Source organism: Parasphingorhabdus sp., from assembly GCF_048269915.1.
Classification (GTDB): domain Bacteria; phylum Pseudomonadota; class Alphaproteobacteria; order Sphingomonadales; family Sphingomonadaceae; genus Parasphingorhabdus.
Genome location: NZ_JBLWTY010000003.1, coordinates 264,986 through 290,307, shown reverse-complemented (window position 1 = coordinate 290,307; position 25,322 = coordinate 264,986). Strand labels below are relative to the sequence as shown.

The following is a 25,322-nucleotide window of genomic DNA, read 5'->3' as shown; positions in this document are numbered from 1 at the left end:
GCAACGGATTGCAGCGTCACCGGACGGCTCAAGTAGCCCCGTGTTTGTTGACCAGCTCATAAGCGCGCTCATACCATTTGGAGCCGGGATAGTTGGCACCGAGCACCGCCGCCGTATTCTTCGCTTCGGTGGGGACACCCAGCGCAAGATAGGACTCAGTGAGCCGCATCAAAGCCTCGGGCGTGTGAGTGGTCGTCTGGTATTTCTCAATCACCGTCCGGAAGCGAATAGTGGCTGCGAGCCATTTGCCGCGACGCTGGTAAAAACGGCCGATTTCCATTTCCTTGCCGGCCAGATGGTCATTGACCAGATCCATTTTCAGCTGGGCATCGGCAGCATAGCGCGAATTGGGATAGCGACGGGCAACCTCGCCGAGAGACGACAGCGCCTGTTCGGTGATCTTCTGGTCCCGGGTTACATCGCTGATCTGCTCATAATAGCAAAGCGCAATCAGATAATAGGCATAAGGCGCGTCCTTGTTGCCCGGATGGATCGAAAGGAAACGGCGGGAGGATTCAATTGCCTTGTTATAATCACCGGCGAGATAATAGCTGAATGCGCTCATCTGCTGTGCACGGCGAGCCCATGGTGAATAAGGATGCTGACGCTCGACTTCGTCAAACAGCGCGGCAGCAAATTTATACTGGCCACGATCAAGCCGGTCTTTTGCCGCATTATAAAGCGTATCAACATCCCGTGCGACGTAGCGAGTATCCGTACCGCGACCGCTACTGCCGCCGCCGAGCAGTGCACAACCGGAAAGCAGAGAGGCGGAAAGACCCAGAACGGCCCATTTGATAATCTGTTTTTTCATATGCCGGACCTCATAACCGCTTGTTTTCATCCAGCCAAGAACAAAGCAAAAAAAGCCGCTGGAACCGATGACATTCCCTGTTCTGTTTCAGCTTTACCAGAGATTAATCCGGGGGCCCGTTGGTCATTTTTCTTGCGAAGCTTGACGAAAACGAATCCGTCGCTCCATCCGTGACAAAAAAAGGGCCCGGATCGCTCCGGGCCCTTTTCAAAATAATCTTCCGAAATTCTAGTCTTCGGTGATTGAGCTTGGCAGCGGAATATCGCCGCCGCCATCATTGCCGCCGTCATTATTGCGACCACGACCGCGTCCACCGCCGTCACGACCGCGTCCACGACCGCCACCGCCGTCACGACGCGGGCCACGAGGCTTGTCGCCCCGTGGTTCGCGGGGAGGACGGGTGTCTTCCAGCTCTTCACCGGTTTCCTGATCAACAACCCGCATCGACAGGCGAACCTTGCCGCGCTGGTCGATTTCGAGAACCTTGACCTTGACTTCCTGGCCTTCGCTCAGCACGTCGGAGACTTTCTCGACACGCTCATTCTTGATTTCAGAGACGTGGACGAGACCGTCCTTACCGCCCATGAAGTTCACGAATGCGCCAAAGTCGACGAGATTCACGACCTTGCCGTCATAGACTTTACCGACCTCGGCTTCTTCGACGATGCCCTTGATCCATGCGATTGCCGCATCAATCTGGGATTTGTCGGAAGAGGAAACCTTGATCAAGCCTTCATCGTCAATATCGACCTTGGCGCCGGTTTCCGCAACGATTTCGCGGATCACTTTACCACCGGTACCGATAACGTCACGGATCTTCTCTTTGTTGATCTGCAATGTTTCGATGCGCGGAGCATGTTCCGACATTTCGGTACGAACCGATGACAGCGCCTTGCTCATTTCACCGAGGATATGCGCGCGACCGCCACTGGCCTGTTCCAGAGCAGACTTCATGATTTCCTGCGTAATGCCGGCCACCTTGATGTCCATCTGCAAGGAGGTGATACCTTTTTCGGTACCCGCAACCTTGAAATCCATGTCGCCGAGATGATCTTCGTCGCCGAGAATGTCGGAAAGAACCGCAAAGTCTTCGCCTTCGAGGATCAGGCCCATTGCAATACCGGAAACCGGACGCGCCAGAGGCACACCGGCGTCCATCATCGCAAGCGAACCGCCACAAACGGTCGCCATCGAAGACGAACCGTTGGACTCGGTAATGTCGGAAAGCACGCGGATCGTGTAGGGAAATTCTTCCACGGACGGCAGAACCGGCCGAAGCGCGCGGAAAGCCAGCTTACCATGACCGGTTTCCCGGCGGCTGGTAAATCCGAAGCGGCCCACTTCACCAACCGAATAAGGCGGGAAGTTATAGTGCAGCATGAAGTTGGTATAGCTAAGGCCGTCGAGTCCGTCGATCATCTGCTCGGCGTCCTTGGTGCCCAGGGTCGTGGTCACAATCGCCTGGGTTTCACCGCGGGTGAACAGAGCCGAACCGTGGGTCCGTGGCAGCAGGCCAACCATGGCTTCGATCGGGCGAACCTGATCAAGCTTGCGACCGTCAATACGGGTACCATCCTTGATGATGGCGCCGCGAACGATTTCCGCTTCCAGCTTCTTGACCATCTTGCCGGCGGTCATCTGGGTCTGGCCGTCTGCGTCTGCATATTTTTCTTTGGCTTTTTCGCGAACCGCATTCAGCGCGTCAGAACGCTCCGACTTGTCGGTTTTCTTGTAAGCCGCAGCAATATCTTTGCCGACCAGCTTGCGCAGATCTTCCTTGATCCCGCTATTGTCGTCGCCAGCGTCAAGCTGCCAGGGCTCTTTCGCAGCCTGTTCGGCCAAATCAATGATCAGGCCCGCAACCTGCTTGGACGCTTCATGCGCGAACTGAACGGCGCCGAGCATGACTTCTTCGGAAAGCTCCTGCGCTTCCGATTCAACCATCATCACCGCGCCGTGCGTCGCCGCAACAACCAGGTCGAGTTCGCCTTCAGCGACTTCTTCCATCGACGGGTTCAGCTGATATTCGCCTTCCTTGTACCCAACGCGGGCCGCGCCAATCGGGCCCATGAAAGGAACGCCGGAGATGGTCAGCGCAGCAGAGGCTGCAACCATCGCCAAAATGTCGGGTTCGTTGACACCATCATAGCTCATCACCTGACAGATCACGTTGATTTCGTTGTAGAAACCTTCGGGAAAAAGCGGACGGCAAGGACGGTCAATCAAACGCGATGTCAGCGTTTCTTTTTCCGTCGCACGGCCTTCGCGCTTGAAGAAGCCGCCCGGGATACGGCCAGCGGCTGAGAATTTTTCCTGATAGTGGACGGTCAGCGGGAAGAAATCCTGTCCTTCGCGCACCGATTTCGCGGCGGTTACTGCGCACAGCACAACCGTTTCGCCGAGGGTCGCGAGTACCGCACCATCAGCCTGACGGGCAATACGGCCCGTTTCGAGAGTGAGGGTCTGTCCGCCCCACTCCATTTCAACTTTCTTTACATCAAACATTCGTATTTTTCCTTTGTCCCGCCTGCCCTATGCAATGCGGGGGCTTTCTTGTGTCCAGCAATCCGGCTGAACAGCGGTTCGGGGTCATTGCGCCCCTGTCTATAGATATCGCTGCCTTATTGCCGCGATACCCAATATGAAAACGGCCCCCGCATGGAGGCCGCTCTCGAAATTTTATTTCCGGAGACCAAGGTCCTTGATCAGCTTGGCGTAACGCTCGACGTCTTTCTTGCGGAGATAGTCCAGCAGGCTGCGCCGTTTGTTCACCATCATCAGCAATCCGCGACGGGAGTGGTTATCCTTGTGGTGACCTTTGAAATGTTCGGTCAGGTTCACGATGCGCTCGGTGAGCACGGCAACCTGGACTTCCGGAGAACCGGTATCGCCCTTTGTCTGGCCGAATTTTTCAATCAATTCTTGTTTTTTTTCTGCGGTAATCGTCATTTAATTCATTCCTTCGAACATCTTTTACATATTGAATCCGCGAACCACCTTCACGGTGCCATCAACAAGCTCAGCCAGTGCAACGGGAGAACCCTGGTTCTCTGTCGCTAGAAAAAGCCCGTTAACTGCGGGGTTCCCGATCAATTCCTGCCCGTTCAGCGTCATGCCTTGCCGAAGCAGTCTTGCCTGATCAGGGTTGAGGTCAAAAGCCGGGATGTCGTCCAGCCACGCCTCAAGCGGCAAGAGGTATTCATATATGTCCGCGCCCTTACCAATTTCGTTGAGTTTGTCCAGCGAAATCGCGTCGTTCAGGGTGAAGGGTCCGGCCTTGGTCCTCCTTAACATGGTGACGTGGCCGAAGGTGTTCAAGGCGCGTGCAATATCCCGGGCGAGCGAGCGGATATAAGTGCCCTTGGAGACGGTGGCGGTGAGGGTGATTTCTTCCAACGGTTCGTCATCCTGAACTTGTTTCAGGACCTCCTGAGATCCTGAAACAAGTTCAGGATGACAAAGTGAGCTATCAGGATGACGAATGGAAAGAGCGTGAATAGTCACCCCCCGCAACTTCATCTCGACTTCGACCCCTGCCCGCGCCAGATCATAAGCCCGCTTGCCATCAATTTTCAGCGCCGAATATTTCGGCGGTATCTGTTCAATCGGGCCGGTAAACTGCGGTAATATCGCTTCAACATCGTCCAATGTCGGCCGGTGGTCGGATATTTCCGTAACCGCCCCCTCGACATCCAATGTCTCGGTCTCTTTCCCGAAACCGATGGTAAATTCATAGATTTTCGAAGCATCCAGCATTCGCCCGCACAGCTTCGTCGCCTCGCCGATCGCAATCGGCAACACCCCGGTCGCCAGCGGGTCCAGCGTCCCGCCATGGCCGACTTTCAGCTTGTCCTTGCCCTTGCCGAGCAAGCCAGCTTCGCGCAAATTCCGCTTCACCGCGCCGACCGCCTGCGTCGAACCAAGTTCCAGCGGTTTGTCGAGAATGATCCAGCCGTGGGGTTTCAACCCACCCACTCCTCTTGGAGCAGCCCGAAAACAGCCGTATCCCGGACATAACCGGTCCAGGTGATCCTATTCTTCCTCAGCGTGCCCTCATGCTGGGCACCCAGTTTCAGAACCGCCGCCATGGAACGCTTGTTGCGCGTATCGACGCGAAATTCGATGCGGGTGAAGCCGCAGACGAAGGCATGGTCGATCATCAGCTTCTTCATGACATCATTAAAGCCGCTGCCGCGCACAGATGGCGCGATATAGGTGCCGCCGATTTCGACCACGCCGAACGGGTCGGGGTTGATATAGTTGGTCATGCCGACAACCGTGCCGGTTTCGCTGTTGATCACCGCAAAGCGAACCCAATTGGTGGTGCCGTGGAAGGCTTCGATCGCCTTGTCAAAATTCTCATCGAGCATCGAGACTGGATAGATGTCCCAGATCTCGTGATCCTCCGCGCAGGCCGCGCGCAGCGGTTCGAGGTGATGCTCGGCCAGCGGTTCCAGCCGCACCAGCCCTTGTTCCAATATTGTCGACAATTCAGCCATTCAGCCGCTCCCGGAAATGCTTACGGCAGAGCGCCAAATAGCTTTCATTACCGCCGATTTCGGTCTGCGCGCCGGCGGCTATCGCCCTGCCCGCTTCGTCGATCCGGAGATTCATCGTCGCCTTGCGCCCGCATTCGCACACGGCTTTCAGCTCGACCAGACTGTCGGCAAGGCCCAAAAGCTTTGCCGATCCGGGAAATAAATTGCCCTGAAAATCCGTGCGCAGACCATAGCACAGCACCGGAATGCCAATCTCGTCGGCCAGTCGGGCCAATTGCCAGACCTGATCTTCGGTCAGAAACTGGGCTTCGTCGACCATTATACAAGCCAGATCAGCATCTTCATGTTCACTACTTACTGCGGCGAATAGATCAGTATCTTCACCAAAGCGATGGGCGTCTGCGTGCAGTCCGATCCGGGAAGCAATGGCGCCAAAACTCGCACGATTATCGATCGCTGCTGTCCACAGCATCACCTTCATGCCGCGCTCACCATAGTTGAACGCCGCCTGGAGCAAATTGCTCGACTTCCCGGCATTCATCGAGGCGTAGTAGAAATAGAGTTTGGCCATGATCGCCTCGTTATCCGTCATCCTGAACCTGTTTCAGGACCTCCCGATATCCTGAAACAGGTTCAGGATGCCGGCAAGCCGGAATTTTTCAATCCCGATCCAGATCCTGCGCCACCTTGGGATTGCTGAGCAGGCTCTCGATATGCGCCGCCTCGTCGAAGCTTTCATCCGCAAGAAATTTCAGCTTTGCAGCATATTTCATCTTCACCCGCCGGGCGACTTCCTTCTGGAAAAAGGCGGTATTGGTCTTCAGCGCCTTGAGCACCTCCGCCTCGTCCGCACCGAGCAACGGCTTCACAAACACCGTCGCATGGCGCAGATCCGGCGACATGCGCACTTCGGTCACGCTGACACTGTGCGAGGTCAGCACTTCGTCATGCACCTCGCCGCGCATCAGCAGCTCCGACAATATATGCCGGACCTGCTCGCCGACGCGCAGAAGGCGAACCGAGCGGCCTTCGGCAGATGTATCGTTATATTTTGCCATCGGAATAATCCATATTCATTCGCCATGCTGAGCTTGATTCAGAATTTCGACCGATAATCACCGGGTTTGCGGACAATCGCCCTGAAGCCTGGCACTCTGGCTCCCGGATCAATTCCGGGATGAGGCAAGCATCAAATAATCCGCTCTTTCTCTTCAATCTCGAACACTTCAAGCATATCGCCCGGTTTGATATCGTTCGTGTCTTCCAGAACCGCGCCACATTCCATGCCAGCACGAACTTCCTCGACATCGTCCTTGAAGCGCCGCAGCGACGCGATGGTCGTCTTGCTGACAATGACATCGTCGCGGGTAAGACGGGCAAACAGACCTTTGCGTAGCGCGCCCTCGGTAACCAGCAGACCAGCCGCCTTGTCCTTCTTGCCCGATTTGAACACTTCTTTGACCTCGGCCCGGCCCATGACATTCTCGATCTTCTCGGGCCCCAGTTCGCCGGCCATTTCGGCACGGATATCATCGGTCAGAGCGTAGATGATGTCGAAATATTTGAACCGGACACCGTCGCGTTTGGCAATTTCCCGTGCCTTGGCATTGGGACGAACGTTGAACCCGATAATCGGCGCCTTGCTGGCACCAGCCAGCGTGACGTCGGATTCGGTGATCGCACCGACTCCGCTGTGCAGGATCCGGACCTTGATATCATCGTTCGAAATCTTGTTCAGCGCCTGGACAATCGCCTCGGTCGACCCCTGAACGTCAGCCTTGACGAGCAGCGGAAATTCCACTGCGCTGTCGGCCGCTGCAGAGAACATGTTCTCAAGGCTCGTCGGCGCCTGGGTGGTGCGCTTGAGCTTCTCCTGCTCCGCGCGATAGGCCGCAACTTCACGGGCACGCGCTTCGTTTTCAACCACGGTCAGCTTGTCGCCCGCAGAAGGGACGCCGGAAATGCCCAGCACTTCGACCGGCGTAGACGGACCGGCTTCCTTGACCTGCTTGCCCTTGTCATCAATCATCGCGCGAACCTTGCCGGTTTGCGAGCCAACGACGAAAACATCGCCGCGTTTCAGCGTGCCACGTTCGATCAATACGGTTGCGACCGGACCACGGCCGACATCGAGCTTCGCTTCGACCACCGTGCCTTCAGCAGGACGGTCGGGACGCGCTTTCAATTCCAGCAACTCGGCCTGAACGTGAATTTTCTCCATCAGCTCGTCGAGCCCCTGCTTCTTGAGCGCAGAAACCTCAGCATCGAGAACGTCACCGGACATTTCCTCAACGATCACTTCATGCTCGAGCAAACGCGTCCGGACCGTAGTCGGATCAGCGCCTTCCTTGTCGATCTTGTTGATCGCGACAATCATCGGCACACCGGCGGCCTTGGTGTGATTGATCGCTTCGATCGTCTGCGGCATCAGGCCGTCATCGGCAGCCACGACCAAAATCACGATATCCGTGACATTCGCGCCACGCATCCGCATTTCGGTAAAGGCTTCATGGCCCGGCGTATCAAGAAATGTTACCTTGTCGCCATTTTTCATTGTCACCTGATAGGCGCCGATATGCTGGGTGATACCACCCGCTTCTCCGGCAACCACATCAGTTCCGCGCAGAGCATCGAGCAGCGAGGTCTTGCCGTGGTCGACATGGCCCATGATGGTGACGACTGGTGGACGCGGTTTCAGCGTTTCTTCCGGATCGACATCGGCCTGGGTGTTGATTTCAACATCAGCCTCGGAAACACGCTGAATATTATGGCCAAATTCTTCGACGAGCAACTCGGCGGTATCCTGATCAATGGTCTGGTTGACGGTCACCATCGAACCCATGTTGAACAGGGATTTGACGAGGTCGGCACCCTTCTCGCCCATACGTTTGGCCAGTTCCTGTACCGTAATCGCTTCCGGCACAACAACAGAACGAATCTGCTTTTCCCGCGGTTCGCTTGGGCGTCCGGACCTCTGTGCTCTTTTTTCCTTTTCACGGGCGCGTTTTAGCGCTGCTAGCGAGCGTGCCCGCGCCGCGCCATCTTCTCCGCGCAAAGCGCGGTTGACGGTAAGCTTGCCCGATTGGCGGCGATCGTTGCGGTCGCCGCGGCCAGCCTTCTGCTTTTCCTTTTCCGGTTTTGCACGTTTTGGCGCTTCCACCGGGGTAAATTTGCGCGCGGGCGGCCGGGCGTCGGTCTTGACAGCTGGCGTTTCCGGGGTGGGAGCTTGCTCAGCAGCAGAAGCTTCGGCGGCAGCTTTTTCCGCCGCGGCAATTTCCTCTTGTGCTTTCCGCGCCTGCTCTTCTTCGGCCTTGCGGTTGTCTTCTGCCCGCTTTTTCTCTTCCGCGGTTTGCTCTTTCTTCTCGCGCGTATCGCGTATCCGCGCTTCCTGCATAGCTTCAAGCCGCGCTTCTTCTGCTTCGCGCAGCAGCTTGGCCTGCATTTCCTGACGGGTCAGGCCATCGTCGGCTTTGGGCGCTGCTGGTCGTTTTTTCGGTGCTGGCTTGGCGGCAGGAGCAGCCGGAGCGGGAGCCGGAGACGGCACAGGAGTTTCCTTGACGATTTCCTTCGCCGCCTCTTGTGCGCCGGGCTTTCCGACCAGTTTCTTGCGCTTGACTTCGACCACCACCTTGTTGGTGCGTCCGTGACTAAACGTCTGCTTGACTTCGCCGGGTTCCACCGAACGCTTCAACCCCAAGGGTTTGCGTGCAGGTTTTGGCGTATCTTTTGTTTCTTCACTCATCGAACAGACTTAATCCCTAAAAATAGATATTTTCAATATATGCTTCACTTATTTACACCAAGCTAAGCCACTTTCTTTTCCGCACCATTCCGCATGTCGTCAGAACCGATAAAGCGAAGCCATTTTGCCAGCATATGCGAAATCCGCTCTGCCGCGCGTCTATCGGTAATTCCTATGTGAACCACATTCTGGCGGCCCAATGCCACAGAAAGACCCTGGCGGTCCACCGGCAAAGTCATACCATGTACATCTTGACCTTCGCGATCGCTACCAACCCGCCAAGCCTGGTCGAGTTTCGCTGACCCATCCTGCCCCGCATCGGACGCGTGCAGAAGCATTGTCAATTCATCGCGTCGTGCAGCGGTTTCGATCTTTTCTGAACCGGTCAGTAAAGTCCCGCCCCGCGCTTCCAGGCCCAGCCTGTCCAATGTGGAGCGCTCCAAGGCATTTTCAAGCATTTGGGCCAGATCAGCCGGAATATCAAGCGAACCGGTCTTAAATGCCCGCGACAGAGCGCCTTTAAGCCGCCCATTGCCAATTGCGGCTTCGAGTGCGGCACGATTGACGCCAATCCACGCCCCGCGACCGGGTGCTTTTGCCCTTACGTCGGGTGCAATCTGCCCATCCGGCCCCATGGCCAGTCGCACCAGTTGCTCCTGGGGAAGACTTTCCCCAGTCAAAATGCATTTACGGTGTGGCGTGCGATCTAGAGGCTTAGACCGCGTCTCATTGGGGAGATTCCGCATCTGCGTCCTCCCTGGTTTCTTCGGTCGCAGCAGGCGCTGACTCGTCTTCATCCTCGAACCAGTGCGCGCGCGCTGCCATGATGATCTCGTTGCCCTGCTCTTCGGTGAGGCCATATTTGGCCAATACACCATCCGGCTCAGGCTTGCGATTGTCATTACGGCGGCGCGGCTCCGATTTCCGCTTGAGAACAAGCTCGTCGGTCGCCAGATCAGCAACATCATCCAGCGTCTTGAGACCGGCCTCGCCGAGCGTTACCAGCATGGCTTCAGTCAAATGCGGCAACTCAGCAACAGCATCCTCAACGCCAAGTTCGGTGCGCTTTTCTCGCGCAGCTGCTTCACGCCGTTCCAGCGCTTCGAGAGCGCGGCTCTGCAGTTCAGCAGCCAGTTCTTCGTCAAAACCTTCTATGTTGGAAATTTCTTCCGGCGCAACATAGGCGACTTCTTCAAGCTCGCTAAAGCCTTCGGCCACCAACAACTGCGACAAGGTTTCGTCGACATCCAGATCTTCCTGGAACATCTCGGTACGAGCGGCAAATTCGGCCTGCCGTTTTTCGCTCGAGTCCGCCTCGGTCATGATATCGATGGCAAGACCGGTAAGCTGCGAAGCCAAACGGACATTCTGCCCGCGACGACCGATCGCAAGGCTCAGCTGGTCATCAGGAACGACAACCTCAATCCGGCCTTCTTCCTCGTCGATAACGACACGGCTGACCGTGGCTGGCTGCAACGCGTTGACGACGAAGGTCGCGATATCTTCCGACCATGGAATGATATCGATTTTTTCGCCCTGCATCTCCTGCACAACGGCCTGCACACGACTGCCCTTCATGCCGACACAAGCGCCGACAGGGTCGATTGAACTATCGTGACTGATCACGCCGATCTTGGCGCGGGATCCCGGATCACGGGCTGCGGCCTTGATCTCGATAATGCCATCATAAATTTCCGGCACTTCCTGTGCAAACAGATGCTTCATGAAATCAGGATGTGCGCGGGACAGGAATATTTGCGGCCCGCGGTTCTCACGGCGCACGTCCAATATCAGGGAGCGAACGCGATCACCAACCCGGGCAGCTTCACGCGGGATTTGCTGATCCCGGCGGATCACGCCCTCTGCGCGGCCCAAATCGACAACCACATGGCCGAACTCGACCGATTTTACCACACCGGTGATGATCTCACCGCTCCGGTCCTTGAATTCTTCAAATTGCCGTTCGCGTTCAGCATCGCGGACCTTCTGGAAGATCACTTGCTTGGCCGACTGTGCATCAATACGGCCCAGATCCACTGCCGGCAGCGGGTCGACAATAAAGTCGCCAACCTTAGCGCCCGGCTCCAGTTTTTCAGCTTGCTTGATGTCGACCTGCTTGAAATAATCCTCGACTTCGTCAACCACTTCAACAACCCGCCACAAACGCAGATCACCCGTGTTAACGTCCAGCTTTGCGCGGATGTCATTCTCTGCACCATAACGTGCACGCGCCGCTTTCTGGATCGCTTCTTCCAGCGCCTCGATCACGATCGTCTTGTCGATCATTTTTTCCGTCGCAACGGCGGTCGCAATAGCGAGCAATTCGGCTTTATTGGCTGAAATAGCACTGCCCATGATTAGTCTTCCTGTTCTTCTAAAGTCTGTTCGTCGATTTCGTCGACGCCCTCGGCTGAAACCGGGATGGTCGCAGCAATCAGAGCGTCGGTCAGAATCAATTTCGCGCTATGGACATTCGTAAGAGGCGTCTCCTGACTGCCCGCCTTGCGATCGTCAATCTTTATTATATCACTTTCGATCCCGCCAAGCAGACCGCGAAGCTGTTTCTTGCCTGCCACCGCCTCGACCAGATTGATGCGCGCTTCGTGACCAACCCAGTTTTTATAGTCAATTGCGCGCGTCAACGGCCGGTCAATGCCGGGGGAACTGACTTCGAGACGGTAGGCATAATCAATCGGATCGCGCCCCTCTTCTTCCAGGGTGTCAAACTTTGCTGAAATACGCCGGGACAAAGCCGCACAGTCATCGATACCCAACTGCCCGGTTTCCGGACGCTCGGCCATGATCTGCAACGTGGGCTCTTCCGCACCTGAAACAAACTGCACCCGCACCAAATCAAAGCCCAAAGCATCTACTTCCGGCTTAATCAGGTTCGTGAGTGTGGCGATATCAGTCAAATAAATTCCATTTCCGTATGCAAAACCTTTGCTGCCGGCCCCCTCTGGCGCCAGCCCCGTCAAATCTCACAATGTTGGGATGCCTGCTATTTAGCGATAGATTCTTGATATTGCAACGCCTGATTCAAACAGCCACCACATTATAGACGAGCAGCGCCAGATAGGTCACCAGCAATATCCCGCCTTCCCAACGTGTTATCCTTCGCCCTGTTGCGGCAAATATCAGCAACAACAGGGATGCCCCGATCAGGACCGGTAGTCCGAAACTTGTAATTTCGTCAGGAATCGTACCGGGAGCGACAATTGCAGTGACGCCGCCAATCAGCAATAGATTGAAGATATTAGATCCCAATACATTGCCCAGTGCCACAGCACTTGCGCCTTTATAGGCAGCAATCACGGACGTCACAAGTTCCGGCAGCGAGGTCCCGATCGCAACGATGGTCAATCCGATCACAGCTTCGCTCATGCCAAGCAGGCGCGCGAGATCAACCGCACCCTCGACCAGCCAGCGACCACCCAACACGATCATGATGATGCCGGAAAACAACACCAGGATTGATCGCCAGAGCGGTTGCATGTCATGCAAATGCGTGTCTGACACCTCCAGAGCTTCCGCCTTTTCATGCACGGCACTGGCCCCGGCGGGCTGCGTCTGTTCAGCCCGATATGCGTAGCCCAGATAAACAAGAAGAAGGATCAGAAAGGCGCTGCCTATGGCGATTGTGACACCCGTTGTGCTGGCGACCACCCACAAAGCGACCGTCGCAATCAACGCGAGCCCGCCATCCCGCCACAGTGGCCCGCGCGGCACCGCCACCGGGAGGAGCAGCGAAGCAGTCCCGAGGATCAGCAGGCTATTCGCAAGGTTGGAGCCTATGATATTTCCCCAGGCGATACCGGGCGATCCCGCGCGCGCCGCCTCGATACTGGCAACGAGTTCCGGTGCCGATGTACCAAAGCCGACGATCGTCAAACCGATCAAAAGCTGAGACATTCCGGCCCGCTCCGCGACGCGGACGGCACCGCGAACAAGCAATTCACCACCAATGATAAGGACAATAAAACCCGCAGACAGCGCAATAAGCGGGACTAGCATGACATAGTGGCCGCACGGGATGCAGAATTACAAACCCACCGCCCGCTGAGATTCAGCATCAAATGCGGAGCGCCGCCGGTCTTAGCCATTGCGCTTGCCAAGCAATTTCAGGCGGAGCGCGTTGAGCTTGATGAAGCCCTCTGCGTCCTTCTGATCATAGGCTCCGGCATCATCCTCAAATGTGACGACTTTCTCGCTATACAGGCTGTCAGGTGATTTTCGTCCAACGACATTGACCGAGCCTTTATACAGCTTCAGCCGTACAGTACCGTTAACCCGGGCCTGGCTGTGGTCAATCGCCGCCTGCAGCATTTCGCGTTCCGGTGAAAACCAAAAACCATTGTAAATCAGCTCCGCATAGCGCGGTGCCAGCTCATCCTTCAAATGCGCGGCACCGCGGTCCAGTGTCAATTGCTCAATCCCGCGATGGGCAGCATGATAGATGGTCCCGCCGGGTGTTTCATACATGCCGCGCGATTTCATGCCGATATAGCGGTTCTCGACCAGATCCAGCCGACCGATGCCATGTTCCCGGCCATAGTCATTCAGCTTCTCGAGCAAAGTCGCAGGGCTCATAGCCTCGCCGTTGATTGCAACACCGTCACCCCGCTCAAAATCGACGGTGATATATTCCGGCGTATCGGGCGCATCTTCCGGATTGTTGGTCCGCGAATAGACATAGTCCGGCACTTCTTCCCAGGGATCTTCCAGTACCTTGCCTTCGGAAGAAGTGTGCAGCATGTTGGCATCGCAGGAAAACGGAGATTCTCCGCGCTTGTCCTTGGGAATGGGAATTTGATGCTTTTCAGCAAATTCGATCAGGCGGGTTCTGCTGGTCAGGTCCCATTCTCGCCAAGGAGCAATTACTTTCACATCGGGATTAAGCCCGTAATAGCCCAGTTCAAAACGGATCTGGTCATTGCCCTTTCCGGTTGCTCCGTGAGCAACTGCATCGGCGCCCGTCAGCTTGGCGATTTCAATCTGGCGCTTTGAAATCAGCGGCCGGGCGATCGAAGTCCCGAGCAGATATAGCCCTTCGTACAGAGCGTTGGCCCGCATCATCGGAAAGACAAAATCCCTGACAAATTCTTCGCGCAGGTCATCGATGAAAATATGTTCCGGCTTCACGCCCAGCGTTTCCGCCACACGGCGGGCCGGCCCCAGCTCCTCTCCCTGCCCCAGATCCGCTGTGAAGGTCACGACTTCGCAGCGATATTCCTGTTGCAGCCATTTCAGGATGACACTGGTATCCAGACCGCCGGAAAATGCCAGAACTACACGCTTTACGGAATCGCTCATTGTCTCGTCTTTCTTAGAAATACGCGCCGCGCCTAACAGGCTCCAATTTGCCACGCAATATGATATATGTTCGATTGATGGTGTGACTGGTGGGGAGCGAGAACAAATCTACGCCGTCAAGTTTTTCTCTGTTTCTCCAATATAGTCTCTCGTTATCGGCAAGGTCCTGCGGTTGCGGCTAAACTGAATCTGATAGTTGCACATCCCGCCATTTTCAAACGTGGCCGTCGCGCCAGCGAGATAAAATATCCACATCCGATAGAAGCGCTCGTCATAGAGCGCGACGATCTTTTCCCGGTGTTGCACCGTCCTTTTGTACCATTCGCGCAAGGTAAAGGCATAATGCAGCCGCAGATTTTCGACGTCCGTCGCGATCAGTCGAAATTGTTCACTTGCCGCCAATGTTTCGCTAAGCGCCGGTATATAGCCGCCCGGAAAAATATATTTGCGGGTGAAGGCATCGGTTGTGCCTGGCCCTCCCATGCGCCCGATTGTGTGCAGAAGCATCACCCCGTCACCGGTCATCAGACTGGCACAGCAGCGGAAAAATGTCCGAAACTGCGGTGTACCGACATGTTCGAACATCCCGACCGACACGATCCGGTCAAACTTACCGACATCGCGCTGGGCCAAATCGCGATAGTCGATTAGTTCGAATTTCACCTTGTCCGCCACGCCTGACTGCTCAGCCCGTTCTTGCGCCTTTTTCAGCTGCTCTTCACTGAGTGTGATGCCAAGCACCTCCGCGCCGGTCTTGCGATGCAGGTAAAGCGCCATACCACCCCAGCCACAACCGATGTCGAGCACTTGCTGTCCAGGCTTCAGATCCAGCTTCGCGGCGATATGCGCTTTCTTGTCCGCCTGGGCCTGCTCCAGTGTCATATCTGGTCCGTTCCGGTCAAAGTCCCAATAGGCACAACTATATTGAAGGTCATCGTCAAGAAACAGGTCGTAGAGATCGTTGCCGATATCATAATGATGTGCGACATTGCTTTTCGACCGACCAAGAAAATTGATCCGGTCGATACTGCCAGCCACATGATCGCGAATTTTCTTGAATGGACCCGGTTCCTTTAACCTGCCGCCGCGTTCAAAGGGCCTGTTGGCGCGCAGAAGCTGCACCAACTCCATGATATCGCCCTTTTCGACGATCAACCGGCCATCCATGAATGTCTCGGCAGCACCCAGTCGCGGATCGAGCATAATCTGCCGCATAACGCCTTTGTCTGCGAGCTTGACGCCGACATCGGGATACCCCTCCGTAGGTGTCCCGACCCTTTCGGTCGATCCGTCAGGATGGGTGACCTGTATCGAACCCTTTTCGACCACGCTATTTAGAAATCGCGCCAATATCGACATTCATTCACTCCTAACAGAACATTATCTAGCTCACCAAATCAGATTCCCGCATACCATGAATAACCGGCAACATCCTGCCAATAGCCGCCCTTGCCTTCGCCAATATCCGTCAATGAGGACACTGCTTCTATACCAGTCACATATTTTGCATGTTTATAACCCAATTGCCTTTCGACACGGAGCCGCAGGGGTGCCCCATTTTCCACCGGCAGCGCTTCTCCGTTCAAGCGATGGGCAATGATCGTTTGGGGATGAAACGCGTCCAGCAAGTCTATGCTCTCATAATAAGGCCTGCCCCCGAGCCGGTCAGCACAATGAAAAACGAGATATTGCGCCCGGTCTTTCAATCCGGCGATATCGAGCAAGATTTTCAGCGGCACGCCGGTCCATTGTCCAATCGCGCTCCAGCCCTCGACACAATCATGCCGGGTGATCTGGGTTCGCTGCGGCATAGACTGTAAAGCTGCGAGGCCAAATTGCTGCGGTCTTTCGAACAAACCGGTCAGCCGGAGCTGCCAGTTGGCAAAGCCCTGTGCCGCGCTCGCAGCATATTCGACGCTATCGGGATCGCGGGTGCCATTGGCCCGGAATTTTGGCGATAGATCGGTCATGGCGTATTCTGTTGCCATTTGCATTCGATCACCCAGCGCACGCTGCACCATGAAATTGGCGGTTTCGGAACTGGTCAGCATCTTCTGAAAGACAGGATTTCGGTTCAGGGCATCGCAACCGGACAATAAACTCCCGGCGCCGACCGCCGCACCGCTGATCAATTGTCGCCGTGAGATGATGTTCATTTTGGCGGCTCCGATCGTACACCGCCAAATATCATTGATCGTGTCTGCCGAATAGGGCCAGAGAGCAGAACCATAGCGATATGGACCAAGAAAAAGAACAGCAGCGAAAATGCAGCGAGAAAATGAACAGAACGGGCCGACTGGCGACCACCGAACATATCGGTCAGAAACGGCCAGTTGGCATCCATCGCCGGGGACATTGCCAGACCGCTGAAAATCATTAGCGGCAGTAACATGAAGATCACGCCGATATAACTGATCTTCTGAAGGCCGTTATAGGGTTCTGCCGCCGATTTCCGGATTGACTGCAAACTCATATGGTTACGAAATGAGCGCCAGAGATTCGACAATCGCCATTCCTCCCGGCCCATATGCAGATCCTGATGGATGTGACGATTCCACAACGAACCGACCATGAAAAATGTCAGAGCGATGCTGAAAATCCAGGCAAAGAAAAAATGCCAGCGCCGACCATCGGCCAGGCTGTAGGTTGACGGGATAGTCGCCCAGCCGGGAAAAGCCCATTTCTGTGTCCTGCCTTGGCTGTCCTGCCAGTTTCCCAGAACACCGGTGGTCTCCAAGCGGTAATTGCCGAAACGCAGATAACCCAAGCTATCAGATGATCCCACCGCCATCCACGCATGGTCATCATTTGCGCCATATTCTCCCCAATAGAGCCGCGGATGAGCGTTAAAAATAGTCAAGCCACTCATTAGAAGGACCATCAGGCAAAGCGCGTTGATCCAGTGCCACAAGCGGGTGAGCAGACGATGGCGAGCTTGGGTAGGAATAATCGCGTCCTCCGGCATAATTACACTCTAGCCGCTGGTTCGGCGTTGCCAAGCCCATCGTTACATTCGCTAACTGTTGCAGCCACACCACACACCGCAACAGATTTCGACCTTTGCCGGTTTCTGACAGAGTCATGCAGTTGCCGTTCATATATGTAAAACTATATCCACTGGCGATCGCGAAAGAAAAGGTAATAGTTTAAATAAAGTAGCGGTCTTTTTATTGCAAAACCAAGGAACTAAAAAAATGAAAAATGTAACAATAGCAGTTGCTATTGCAGCATCTGCGCTTGCGTCCCCCGTATTGGCTCAAGAAACCGGTGACTTTTCTGGTGCCAAAGGCACTGTGATCGCCGGATATGACAATATCGACCTTGATATCGCCGGTGTCGATAACGTGGATGGATTCCTCTACGGTGCTGCAATTGGCTATGACATGCAGTCGGGCAATATTGTCTACGGTGCCGAGCTAGAAGCAACCGAATCCACCGGAAAAATCTCCACTACCGGTGGTCGAATCGAAGTTGGCCGTGATCTCTACGCTGGCGGCCGCCTAGGCTATGTGGTTGGTGATTCCACCCTGCTTTATACAAAAGCAGGCTACACCAACGCGCGCAGCTCCTCTCCCGGACTGGGCGGTGCCAATGGCGACGGCGTTCGTGTCGGCGCTGGTGTCGAGTTCAAGCTCAGCCAGAATGTCTTTGCCCGCGGCGAATATCGCTACAGCAACTATGAAGACGGCGTTTCGCGGAATCAGGGCCTCGTCGGTCTCGGCGTGAAATTCTGATCTAGCGTAATTTCATTGAACAATGATGGGGCGAGTAGCGATACTCGCCCTTTTTTGTCTTCCGAAAGCATCCGAGATATAAGGCGCCAACCCTGCAGCTATTGATGATTGAAATAGACGTGATCGCTGGGGCCTAGCCGAGCGCAGCCTGCTTCTCTTCAGCCAAACGATCCAGTTCAGCCCGGCTTTTCTTTTCACTTGCCGATTTAAGCTGCCCGCAAGCCGCCATGATATCCCGGCCTCTCGGGGTCCGGATCGGCGCGCTGATTCCGGCGTCAAAGATGATCTTCGAAAATGCCTTGATCCGTTCAGGTTCGGAACATTCATAATCCGACCCGGGCCATGGATTAAACGGGATCAGATTGACCTTGGCGGGCAAATCATAGTTGCGCAGCAGATTGACCAACTCACGGGCATCCTGATCGCTGTCATTCTTGTCTTTCAGCATGACATATTCAAAGGTGATCCGCCGTGCGTTGTTCGCGCCAGGATAATCGGCGCAAGCCTGCAGCAACTCCTCGATCGAATATTTGCGATTAAGCGGGACAATCTCGTCCCGAGTTTCCTTGTTTACCGCATGCAGAGAGATAGCAAGATTGACGCTAATTTCTTTCCCAGCGCGGGCAATCATCGGGACTACACCACTGGTCGAAAGGGTGATCCGGCGACGGGATAGTGCAAGCCCATCCCCATCCATTACGATCTTCATCGCATCGCGTACATTATCGAAGTTATATAATGGCTCACCCATGCCCATCAGAACGATATTCGTCAGCAGGCGACCGTCCGACTTGTAGGCCTGATTATAGACCTTCGTATTTTCAGCTTCTTCGTCGTCGGCAAAGTCCATCACGCCTTTGGGCCACTCACCCAGAGCATCCCGCGCCAGCATCACCTGCCCGACAATTTCCCCGGGGGTGAGATTGCGCACCAGCCGCATGGTCCCTGTGTGACAGAAACGGCAATTGAGCGTGCAGCCGACTTGCGACGAGATACATAATGTCCCGCGGTCCTCATCGGGGATGAAGACCATTTCATAATCCTGCTGGTCCGCAGAGCGCAGCAACCACTTGCGCGTGCCATCTTCCGACAGATGCGCCTCGACTATTTCCGGCCGTCCGATCACAAAGCGTTCCGCCAGCCAGGGCCGCAAGGCCTTGCTCATGTCGGTCATCACGGCGAAATCACTAATCCCGCGATGATACATCCAGTGGAACAACTGTTTGGAACGCAGCTTCCCCTGCTTCTCCTCGAGCCCGGCATCCACCAGAACATCACGGATTTCCGCGACGCTGAGGCCGATTAGGTCAACGCGTCCATCCGCACGCGGTGTGACTTTGGCGGGAAGCGGAACGGGATCAATATGGCCGGGAATCTGCATGGAGCGGCATATAGGGTGCCCGCCGGAATAAATCCAGCGGGCACCACTATCTTCGTATTATCATTCTGATTAAACCAGAGGCGGCATCAGGCTCTGGATCATCAACAACAGCGTAGCGCTGGAACCCGTCGCCAACAATACTGTCATCAGTTGATTTGATGCTTGGTTGCCCGACCGCTCTGGCGAGTCATCTGGTTCAGACACTTCGCGAAACAAAAGCATATCGCCAATTCGTGCTGAGGCACCGTTGTAAAACCCCGCCTTTCCATGCCATGCTCTTGGGTTGTTATAGGTTCCAAAAAGCTGGTCCCAGATCACCAGTTCACCATAATTATCTGCATGATAACCACGCTGGTGATGTACGGCATGACTTTCGGGCCGTTGGATCAGCCAGCCAATCCAATAGGGTGTGTAAATATTGGAATGCGTAAAAAACACCAGAATTCCACCCAATACGCCGACGATAGCCGCGGCCAGCGGGTCCATGCCCAACAATACGGTCAAGGCAAAGCTACCGGCGAAGGTGAAGCCGAGGACATCAAGCGGCGAATGGTACAGCGCGCCCCAGCCATCCAGACGCTCCACCGAATGGTGCATCTGGTGGAACAAGCGCCACAAGATATTCGACGAATGCAGTGCACGGTGCCACCAGTAGGAAACGAATTGCATCACTGCATAGCCGATCGGTATAGCTGCCCAAAGCGGCAGATCGGTGGCGTCAATCAGTCGATATTGTCCGAGCCAGCTGTCCCAAAGATAAGGAGAATAGCTTGCGCATATAATATAGGCCGCTGCACCGATCAGACCCCGTGTCCGCCACCATTGAATTTTCGGAAACGCCCGGGCCTGCACGATCGCACCCAATAATATGAAGAAGGCAAAGCCTCCGACGAGGATATAGTTGAAAATATTGAACATTATGTCACTCCGGTAATGAAATCGAAAAAAAGGGATGAGATAAAAGAAACTGCGACCCGTTTTTTGTGATTGTCGCCTTCATCTGCTGCGGCCCGATAAATAGGCACCGTTGGTATCAGCGTTGTAAGCCGCGCTTTAATTGCCCGATTAAGCGTTGTAATTGGATGGCCGTTCGAATTGGTATATGAAGACATATGCCCGACTTCCAAATCAAGCTGCTGGGAGAAATTGAGGTTCTGCGCGGTGGCCAGCCAGTTTCCTTGCCTGCCTCCAGAAAAACCAGGGCCCTGCTCGCTTTTCTGGTTCTCACCGGTCGCCCCCATCGCCGGGACCGTCTATGCGAAATATTTTGGGATATACCGGACGATCCGCGTGCGTCCTTGCGCTGGTCATTGAGCAAATTGCGAGCGATTGTCGACGATGCCGATGTCCGCCGTATAGTTGCTGATCGCGAACGAGTAGCCATCGTCATGGAAAATTGTCCGACGGACATCGCTTCTATTCGGGCGTTGCAGAAAATGACAAATGTGGAACTCACAACGCTGATCTCCGTATTCGAAAAACTGTCCGAGGGCCTATTGTCGGGCGGTGGACTTTCCAATCAGCCGGAATATGATAGCTGGCTGCAATCCGAACGGCAGAAAATTGACGAGTTGCGAGCGGCATTTGCGGCGCAAATATGCCGGCATCCTGAAATCACACCGGATCGCGCCCTGTCCTATGCCCACGCCTGTCAAGAGTTGATGCCTTTCAGCCGGAGCGCCGCCGCTTTTCTCATCAAGATTAATATACGGCTGGGAAAAAAAGAAATTGCCGATCAGCTGAACGCACAGTTTGCGCATCATTTTGCCGAAGCGGGGCTCGACTGGGAAATGGAAGATCAGGCAAATGCGGACGCCTTTGATCCCCAGGAATCGCGCTCAGCACAAAGCGATAAAATGCTTGAAAAACAGACTATTCAATTTTGTCGTAGTGAAGACGATGTAACCATTGCGTTCGCCGAAGTTGGCCAAGGACCGCCGCTAGTCAAGGCCGCAAACTGGCTCAGCCATCTTGAACTGGATTGGAACACACCGATCTGGAGCCCGCTATTTCGAGAACTGGCCCTCGATCATCGCTTCATTCGCTACGACGCACGGGGCAATGGACTGTCGGACTGGAAAGTCCCGGAAATTTCACTTGAAAAATTTGTCACCGACCTGGAAACAGTGATTGATGCAACTGGAATTACCAAATTCCCGCTACTGGGAATTTCACAGGGAGCGGCAGTATCGATCGAATATGCGGTGCGCCATCCGGATCACGTTTCCCATCTGATCCTGTTCGGTGGCTACCCCAGTGGATGGCGGATAGCCGCCGACCAGCAGACGCTCACGGAACGTGAGGCGGTCCTCGCTTTAACCGAAAATGGATGGGGCCAAGAAAATACAGCCTATCGTCATATTTTTTCGGCAACTTTCATGCCCGATGCCTCTGCTGATACACTGTCATGGTTTGACGAGTTCCAACGGCGCACAACATCTCCGCAAAATGCCGTGCGGTTTCTCTCGGCCTTTGGCGATATCGACGTTCGCGACCGCCTGTCACAGATAGCCGTGCCGACGCTGGTGCTCCATTCACGGGGTGATCTGCGCATACCGTGGATGGTGGGCAGAGATCTGGCCGCATCGATTCCTGGAGCCCGGTTTGTTTTGCTCGAAAGTAACAACCATTTATTGCTGGAAGGCGAGCCGGCGGCGGATCAATTTGTCCACACGGTGCGCGAATTTCTTGGTTGAGGCGCTCAACGCAACCGCGAACAACCCAAAGAAGCGGCATCAATTGCCGTCGCTGCACCGCGCAAACGATAGCCATCAACTATCGGCTTGCCGTCGCGCCCGACACTTTCCACGGTCATGCTGGTTGCCGAGCGAATTGCCGCAATCAGGGCGGCGTCCATGCGCTTGTCCTGCGACCAGCCATCCGAGCGATCGGCTGTGAGTTGGAACCGGCGACCGGAGACGCTGACTATGACTCTGCTATTGGTTGACCGATCCCTGCTCAAGCGAACATGGAATTGCCGCCGAATATTGCGATTGGGCCAAAAACCGACAGTCGCATAAGATTTGCGCTCCGCCTTGCCGCTAATCTCCTCCGATTCTGCAATGGCATAGCAACGCGGAATTTCGGGATCACGAAACGCGCCCCAGCTGTTGAATATACCAAGAGAATCCCTGGCCGCTGCTGGCGCGGTTAAAATTATCAGTGACAGCAGGAACAATCCGGTTCGGCTCACGCAGATGCCCGCCCGGGCGCGGCAGCGCGCACCACAAACAATGGACAGTGACTGGCTGTCAGAGAGGCTCAAGCCTTCTCCCCTTCACCGCCGCCAATATGAATAATCTCTTCTTGGCCGTCACAGATTTGAACAATCGAACCTTGCGGTAATCCTTTGGCAATTGGCGCGCCGAAGCGCGGATGCGGATCAGCACCGACTAGCATAGCCCGCAAGACCCGGCTGGTCATACCGTGGCTGATCAGCACCGCATCGCGGGAAAAGTCCTGCTCACTGAGCCAATGCTCCAGTCGCTTCGCAATATCGCGATAGTCTTCGCCACCCGGCGCAACAGTTGCGAACAGGCGATCTTCCTCATCAATTGCCAGCTTTCCACCCAGATCACGGTAAAATACACCGCCCCATTCTCCCATATCAATTTCGCGCAACCGCGCGTCGCTGCGCGTCTGGTGCCAGTCTGCACCGAGATGTTCGGAGATCACGGAAAGGGTTTGCAGGGCCCGGTCGGTATCGGAAGCGATCAGATCCAGCATCAGCGTTTCTCCGGCGAGGTGTAGCGCCAGAGCCTGCCCCATGGCATCGGCCTGAGCAAATCCGGTCCGAGTGAGCGGCGTGTGCAAATGCTCCCCCTGAATTCGGCCGGCAAGGTTGAATATTGTCTCGCCATGCCGTGCGATAAACAGGCGTTTTCCGTTGGTATCGATACCACTCATATTTATTCTATCCCGTTCCAAAATGGCCAAAACCATCCCTTATATAGAGCGGCTTTACCCGCCTTATTGCTTTTTTCCACAGTTTTTCACGGCATTATCGGTCGCCGTACGGCGATCAGGCTTGCCCTGCGGCACTTTATTGTTAATGAAGCGGTGAACTATCCGTGAACCAGTGCTTGGTCATATGCACAGCTATTTTCACGGTTGATTGGGAACAAGAAGGACGGTTTATGAAAGCGACCATTGAACGCGCGGCATTGCTAAAGAGCCTGGGCCATGTCCAGTCCGTGGTTGAGCGGCGCAACACCATCCCCATCCTGTCCAACGTGCTGATAGAAGCGAGTGCCGACGGCAGCATCAAGCTGATGGCGACCGACCTCGATTTGCAGGTTGTCGAAACCGTCGAAGCCCAGGTTGAGACCGCCGGGTCCACCACCGTATCAGCGCATACGTTGTTCGACATTGCTCGCAAGCTGCCCGATGGTTCACAGGTTCAGCTGGATGCCGCCGATGGCAAGATGAAGGTCAACGCCGGCCGCGCACGGTTCAATCTGCAAACCTTGCCGCGCGATGATTTTCCAGTCATTGCCGAAGGTGAATTGCCAACCAGTTTTGAACTGCCCGCCACCTCGCTGATCCAGATTATCGACAAAACCCGCTTTGCGATCTCGACCGAGGAAACGCGTTACTATCTCAACGGCATTTTCCTGCACGTGCAGGATGAAGACACTCCCGTGCTCAAGGCCGCGGCCACCGACGGTCATAGACTTGCCCGCGTTACCTTGCCCCGTCCGGCGGGCGCAGAAGGCATGCCCGACGTGATCGTCCCGCGCAAATGCGTGAATGAACTGCGCAAATTGCTCGACGAGAACAGCGAATCTGCGGTGCAGATTGATCTGTCCGCGAGCAAGATCCGCTTCACGCTCGGCACCGCCATATTGACCAGCAAATTGATCGACGGCACCTTCCCGGATTACAGCCGCGTCATTCCGACTGGTAATGACAAGCTGCTCACGATTGATCCGAAAAGCTTTGCCCAGGGCGTCGACCGCGTCTCTACCATCGCCACCGAAAAAACCCGTGCCGTCAAAATGGCGCTCGGCGATGACAAGATCACCCTGTCGGTCACCTCGCCGGAAAATGGCAAGGCCGAGGAAGAAGTGCCCGGCTCCTACAAGGACGACACGTTCGAAATCGGTTTCAACTCGAAATATCTGATGGATATTCTCGGCGAAATCGAGGGCGATACCGTGGAACTGCATCTGGCCGATGCGAGCGCCCCGACGCTGATCCGCGAGAATGACAAATCGCCGGCGCTTTATGTGCTGATGCCGATGCGGGTTTAACAAGATTTCGGCTAGCTCCGCAAAAAAATGAAAGCTACCACCTCTCCTTCAAGGGAGAAGACTTAGAGGGCTAGCATTTGCATTGCGACCAGAATATAGCGCCCGCACCAAGCTGATGAATCGCCCCTTCTCCCTCTCCCGGTTCCTGAAAACCAACCCGGCGATCCACGCTTTCGCCTTGCTCGCGATATTGCTGAGCGCGCTGGCGCCGCAAGGTTTCATGCCCACACAAACCGCCAGCGGTTTTGCGATCAAGCTCTGTTCCGGCCACGCCGACAGCAAGCTGGTGATCACGCCGGACAATCCCGACTTTGACCTGCTTACGCTGGTCTATGGTCAGCAGGACGAGAGCGCGCCGGAACCCGAACAGGAACAATCTTCTCCTGCCTGCGCCTTTGCCGGAGGGGCTGGCTTTGGCCTGACCTCTTCAGCACCGGAATTTGAAATCTCTGTATTGGCCCCAGCCATACACGAACCATCCGAACCGCGCCGCTTCGCGCTGCGCAACCGGATCAATATCCCGCCAGCGACCGGGCCGCCGGCAGCTTCCCAAAACATCTGAAATAGCGCGCGGTCTTCGCCCTGAC

24 protein-coding genes are annotated in these 25,322 nt (G+C 55.2%); 4 read left to right on the top strand and 20 right to left on the bottom strand.

Going from position 1 to position 25,322, the window contains the following annotated elements:
* Positions 1-28: 28 nt before the first annotated feature.
* The 16 genes from ACN0WX_RS09850 to ACN0WX_RS09775 all read right to left on the bottom strand — a co-directional run bounded on the left by ACN0WX_RS09850 (position 29) and on the right by ACN0WX_RS09775 (position 17,333).
* Positions 29-814, bottom strand: a complete 786-nt coding sequence (locus ACN0WX_RS09850; protein ID WP_417622141.1) for an outer membrane protein assembly factor BamD — start codon at positions 812-814, stop codon at positions 29-31.
* A 228-nt stretch (positions 815-1,042) separates the two neighbouring features.
* Complete coding sequence (gene pnp / locus ACN0WX_RS09845; protein ID WP_417622140.1) at positions 1,043-3,319, bottom strand: polyribonucleotide nucleotidyltransferase; 2,277 nt, start codon at positions 3,317-3,319, stop codon at positions 1,043-1,045.
* Positions 3,320-3,493: 174 nt separating this feature from the next.
* Positions 3,494-3,763, bottom strand: a complete 270-nt coding sequence (gene rpsO / locus ACN0WX_RS09840; RefSeq protein WP_417622139.1) for a 30S ribosomal protein S15 — start codon at positions 3,761-3,763, stop codon at positions 3,494-3,496.
* A gap of 24 nt (positions 3,764-3,787) precedes the next feature.
* On the bottom strand, positions 3,788-4,780 hold the full coding sequence (truB, locus tag ACN0WX_RS09835) for a tRNA pseudouridine(55) synthase TruB (protein WP_417622138.1): 993 nt from the start codon (positions 4,778-4,780) through the stop codon (positions 3,788-3,790).
* Complete coding sequence (locus ACN0WX_RS09830; RefSeq protein WP_417622137.1) at positions 4,777-5,313, bottom strand: GNAT family N-acetyltransferase; 537 nt, start codon at positions 5,311-5,313, stop codon at positions 4,777-4,779. Before ACN0WX_RS09830 ends, truB begins: the two co-directional genes overlap by 4 nt.
* Positions 5,306-5,884: a thymidine kinase gene (locus ACN0WX_RS09825; RefSeq protein ID WP_417622437.1), complete on the bottom strand. Its 579-nt coding sequence runs from the start codon at positions 5,882-5,884 to the stop codon at positions 5,306-5,308. Before ACN0WX_RS09825 ends, ACN0WX_RS09830 begins: the two co-directional genes overlap by 8 nt.
* Positions 5,885-5,972: 88 nt before the next feature.
* Complete coding sequence (rbfA, locus tag ACN0WX_RS09820) at positions 5,973-6,371, bottom strand: 30S ribosome-binding factor RbfA (protein ID WP_417622136.1); 399 nt, start codon at positions 6,369-6,371, stop codon at positions 5,973-5,975.
* A gap of 131 nt (positions 6,372-6,502) precedes the next feature.
* Positions 6,503-9,055 (bottom strand): translation initiation factor IF-2, encoded by a 2,553-nt coding sequence (gene infB, locus ACN0WX_RS09815; RefSeq protein ID WP_417622135.1) that lies wholly within the window; start codon positions 9,053-9,055, stop codon positions 6,503-6,505.
* 62 nt (positions 9,056-9,117) lie between these two features.
* Positions 9,118-9,801: a DUF448 domain-containing protein gene (locus tag ACN0WX_RS09810; protein WP_417622134.1), complete on the bottom strand. Its 684-nt coding sequence runs from the start codon at positions 9,799-9,801 to the stop codon at positions 9,118-9,120.
* Positions 9,782-11,410 carry a transcription termination factor NusA gene (nusA, locus tag ACN0WX_RS09805; protein ID WP_417622133.1) on the bottom strand — a complete coding sequence of 543 codons (1,629 nt, stop codon included), beginning with the start codon at positions 11,408-11,410 and terminating at the stop codon, positions 9,782-9,784. The genes ACN0WX_RS09810 and nusA overlap by 20 nt, the downstream gene beginning before the upstream one ends.
* Before the next feature lie 2 nt (positions 11,411-11,412).
* Positions 11,413-11,970: a ribosome maturation protein RimP gene (gene rimP, locus ACN0WX_RS09800; RefSeq protein ID WP_417622132.1), complete on the bottom strand. Its 558-nt coding sequence runs from the start codon at positions 11,968-11,970 to the stop codon at positions 11,413-11,415.
* A gap of 124 nt (positions 11,971-12,094) precedes the next feature.
* The gene (locus ACN0WX_RS09795) at positions 12,095-13,069 is read right to left on the bottom strand and encodes a calcium/sodium antiporter (RefSeq protein ID WP_417622131.1); all 975 of its coding nucleotides are present in this window, start codon (positions 13,067-13,069) and stop codon (positions 12,095-12,097) included.
* Positions 13,070-13,150: 81 nt separating this feature from the next.
* On the bottom strand, positions 13,151-14,368 hold the full coding sequence (locus ACN0WX_RS09790; RefSeq protein WP_417622130.1) for an argininosuccinate synthase: 1,218 nt from the start codon (positions 14,366-14,368) through the stop codon (positions 13,151-13,153).
* 108 nt (positions 14,369-14,476) lie between these two features.
* Positions 14,477-15,727, bottom strand: a complete 1,251-nt coding sequence (locus ACN0WX_RS09785) for a class I SAM-dependent methyltransferase (RefSeq protein WP_417622129.1) — start codon at positions 15,725-15,727, stop codon at positions 14,477-14,479.
* 38 nt (positions 15,728-15,765) lie between these two features.
* Complete coding sequence (locus ACN0WX_RS09780) at positions 15,766-16,524, bottom strand: molybdopterin-dependent oxidoreductase (RefSeq protein WP_417622128.1); 759 nt, start codon at positions 16,522-16,524, stop codon at positions 15,766-15,768.
* Positions 16,521-17,333, bottom strand: coding sequence for a cytochrome b/b6 domain-containing protein (locus tag ACN0WX_RS09775; protein ID WP_417622127.1), 813 nt, complete (start codon positions 17,331-17,333; stop codon positions 16,521-16,523). Before ACN0WX_RS09775 ends, ACN0WX_RS09780 begins: the two co-directional genes overlap by 4 nt.
* A 229-nt stretch (positions 17,334-17,562) precedes the next feature.
* Between ACN0WX_RS09775 and ACN0WX_RS09770 the strand changes: the two genes are divergently transcribed.
* Positions 17,563-18,102 carry an outer membrane protein gene (locus ACN0WX_RS09770; protein ID WP_417622126.1) on the top strand — a complete coding sequence of 180 codons (540 nt, stop codon included), beginning with the start codon at positions 17,563-17,565 and terminating at the stop codon, positions 18,100-18,102.
* 133 nt (positions 18,103-18,235) lie between these two features.
* On the opposite strand, the gene rlmN is transcribed toward ACN0WX_RS09770, so the two are convergent.
* Both rlmN and ACN0WX_RS09760 read right to left on the bottom strand, forming a co-directional pair.
* Positions 18,236-19,483, bottom strand: a complete 1,248-nt coding sequence (gene rlmN, locus ACN0WX_RS09765; RefSeq protein ID WP_417622125.1) for a 23S rRNA (adenine(2503)-C(2))-methyltransferase RlmN — start codon at positions 19,481-19,483, stop codon at positions 18,236-18,238.
* A 69-nt stretch (positions 19,484-19,552) separates the two neighbouring features.
* Positions 19,553-20,401 (bottom strand): sterol desaturase family protein, encoded by an 849-nt coding sequence (locus tag ACN0WX_RS09760; RefSeq protein ID WP_417622124.1) that lies wholly within the window; start codon positions 20,399-20,401, stop codon positions 19,553-19,555.
* A gap of 194 nt (positions 20,402-20,595) precedes the next feature.
* Between ACN0WX_RS09760 and ACN0WX_RS09755 the strand changes: the two genes are divergently transcribed.
* Positions 20,596-22,179, top strand: a complete 1,584-nt coding sequence (locus ACN0WX_RS09755; RefSeq protein ID WP_417622123.1) for an alpha/beta fold hydrolase — start codon at positions 20,596-20,598, stop codon at positions 22,177-22,179.
* 5 nt (positions 22,180-22,184) lie between these two features.
* On the opposite strand, the gene ACN0WX_RS09750 is transcribed toward ACN0WX_RS09755, so the two are convergent.
* Both ACN0WX_RS09750 and ACN0WX_RS09745 read right to left on the bottom strand, forming a co-directional pair.
* Positions 22,185-22,748: a hypothetical protein gene (locus ACN0WX_RS09750; RefSeq protein WP_417622122.1), complete on the bottom strand. Its 564-nt coding sequence runs from the start codon at positions 22,746-22,748 to the stop codon at positions 22,185-22,187.
* Entirely contained in the window at positions 22,745-23,389 is a 645-nt protein-coding gene (locus ACN0WX_RS09745) for a histidine phosphatase family protein (RefSeq protein ID WP_417622121.1), read from the bottom strand. Before ACN0WX_RS09745 ends, ACN0WX_RS09750 begins: the two co-directional genes overlap by 4 nt.
* Positions 23,390-23,619: 230 nt before the next feature.
* Between ACN0WX_RS09745 and dnaN the strand changes: the two genes are divergently transcribed.
* A complete protein-coding gene (gene dnaN / locus ACN0WX_RS09740) occupies positions 23,620-24,735 on the top strand; it encodes a DNA polymerase III subunit beta (protein WP_417622120.1) in 1,116 nt (371 codons plus the stop codon).
* 82 nt (positions 24,736-24,817) lie between these two features.
* Positions 24,818-25,297 carry a hypothetical protein gene (locus tag ACN0WX_RS09735; RefSeq protein ID WP_417622119.1) on the top strand — a complete coding sequence of 160 codons (480 nt, stop codon included), beginning with the start codon at positions 24,818-24,820 and terminating at the stop codon, positions 25,295-25,297.
* Positions 25,298-25,322 lie beyond the last annotated feature (25 nt).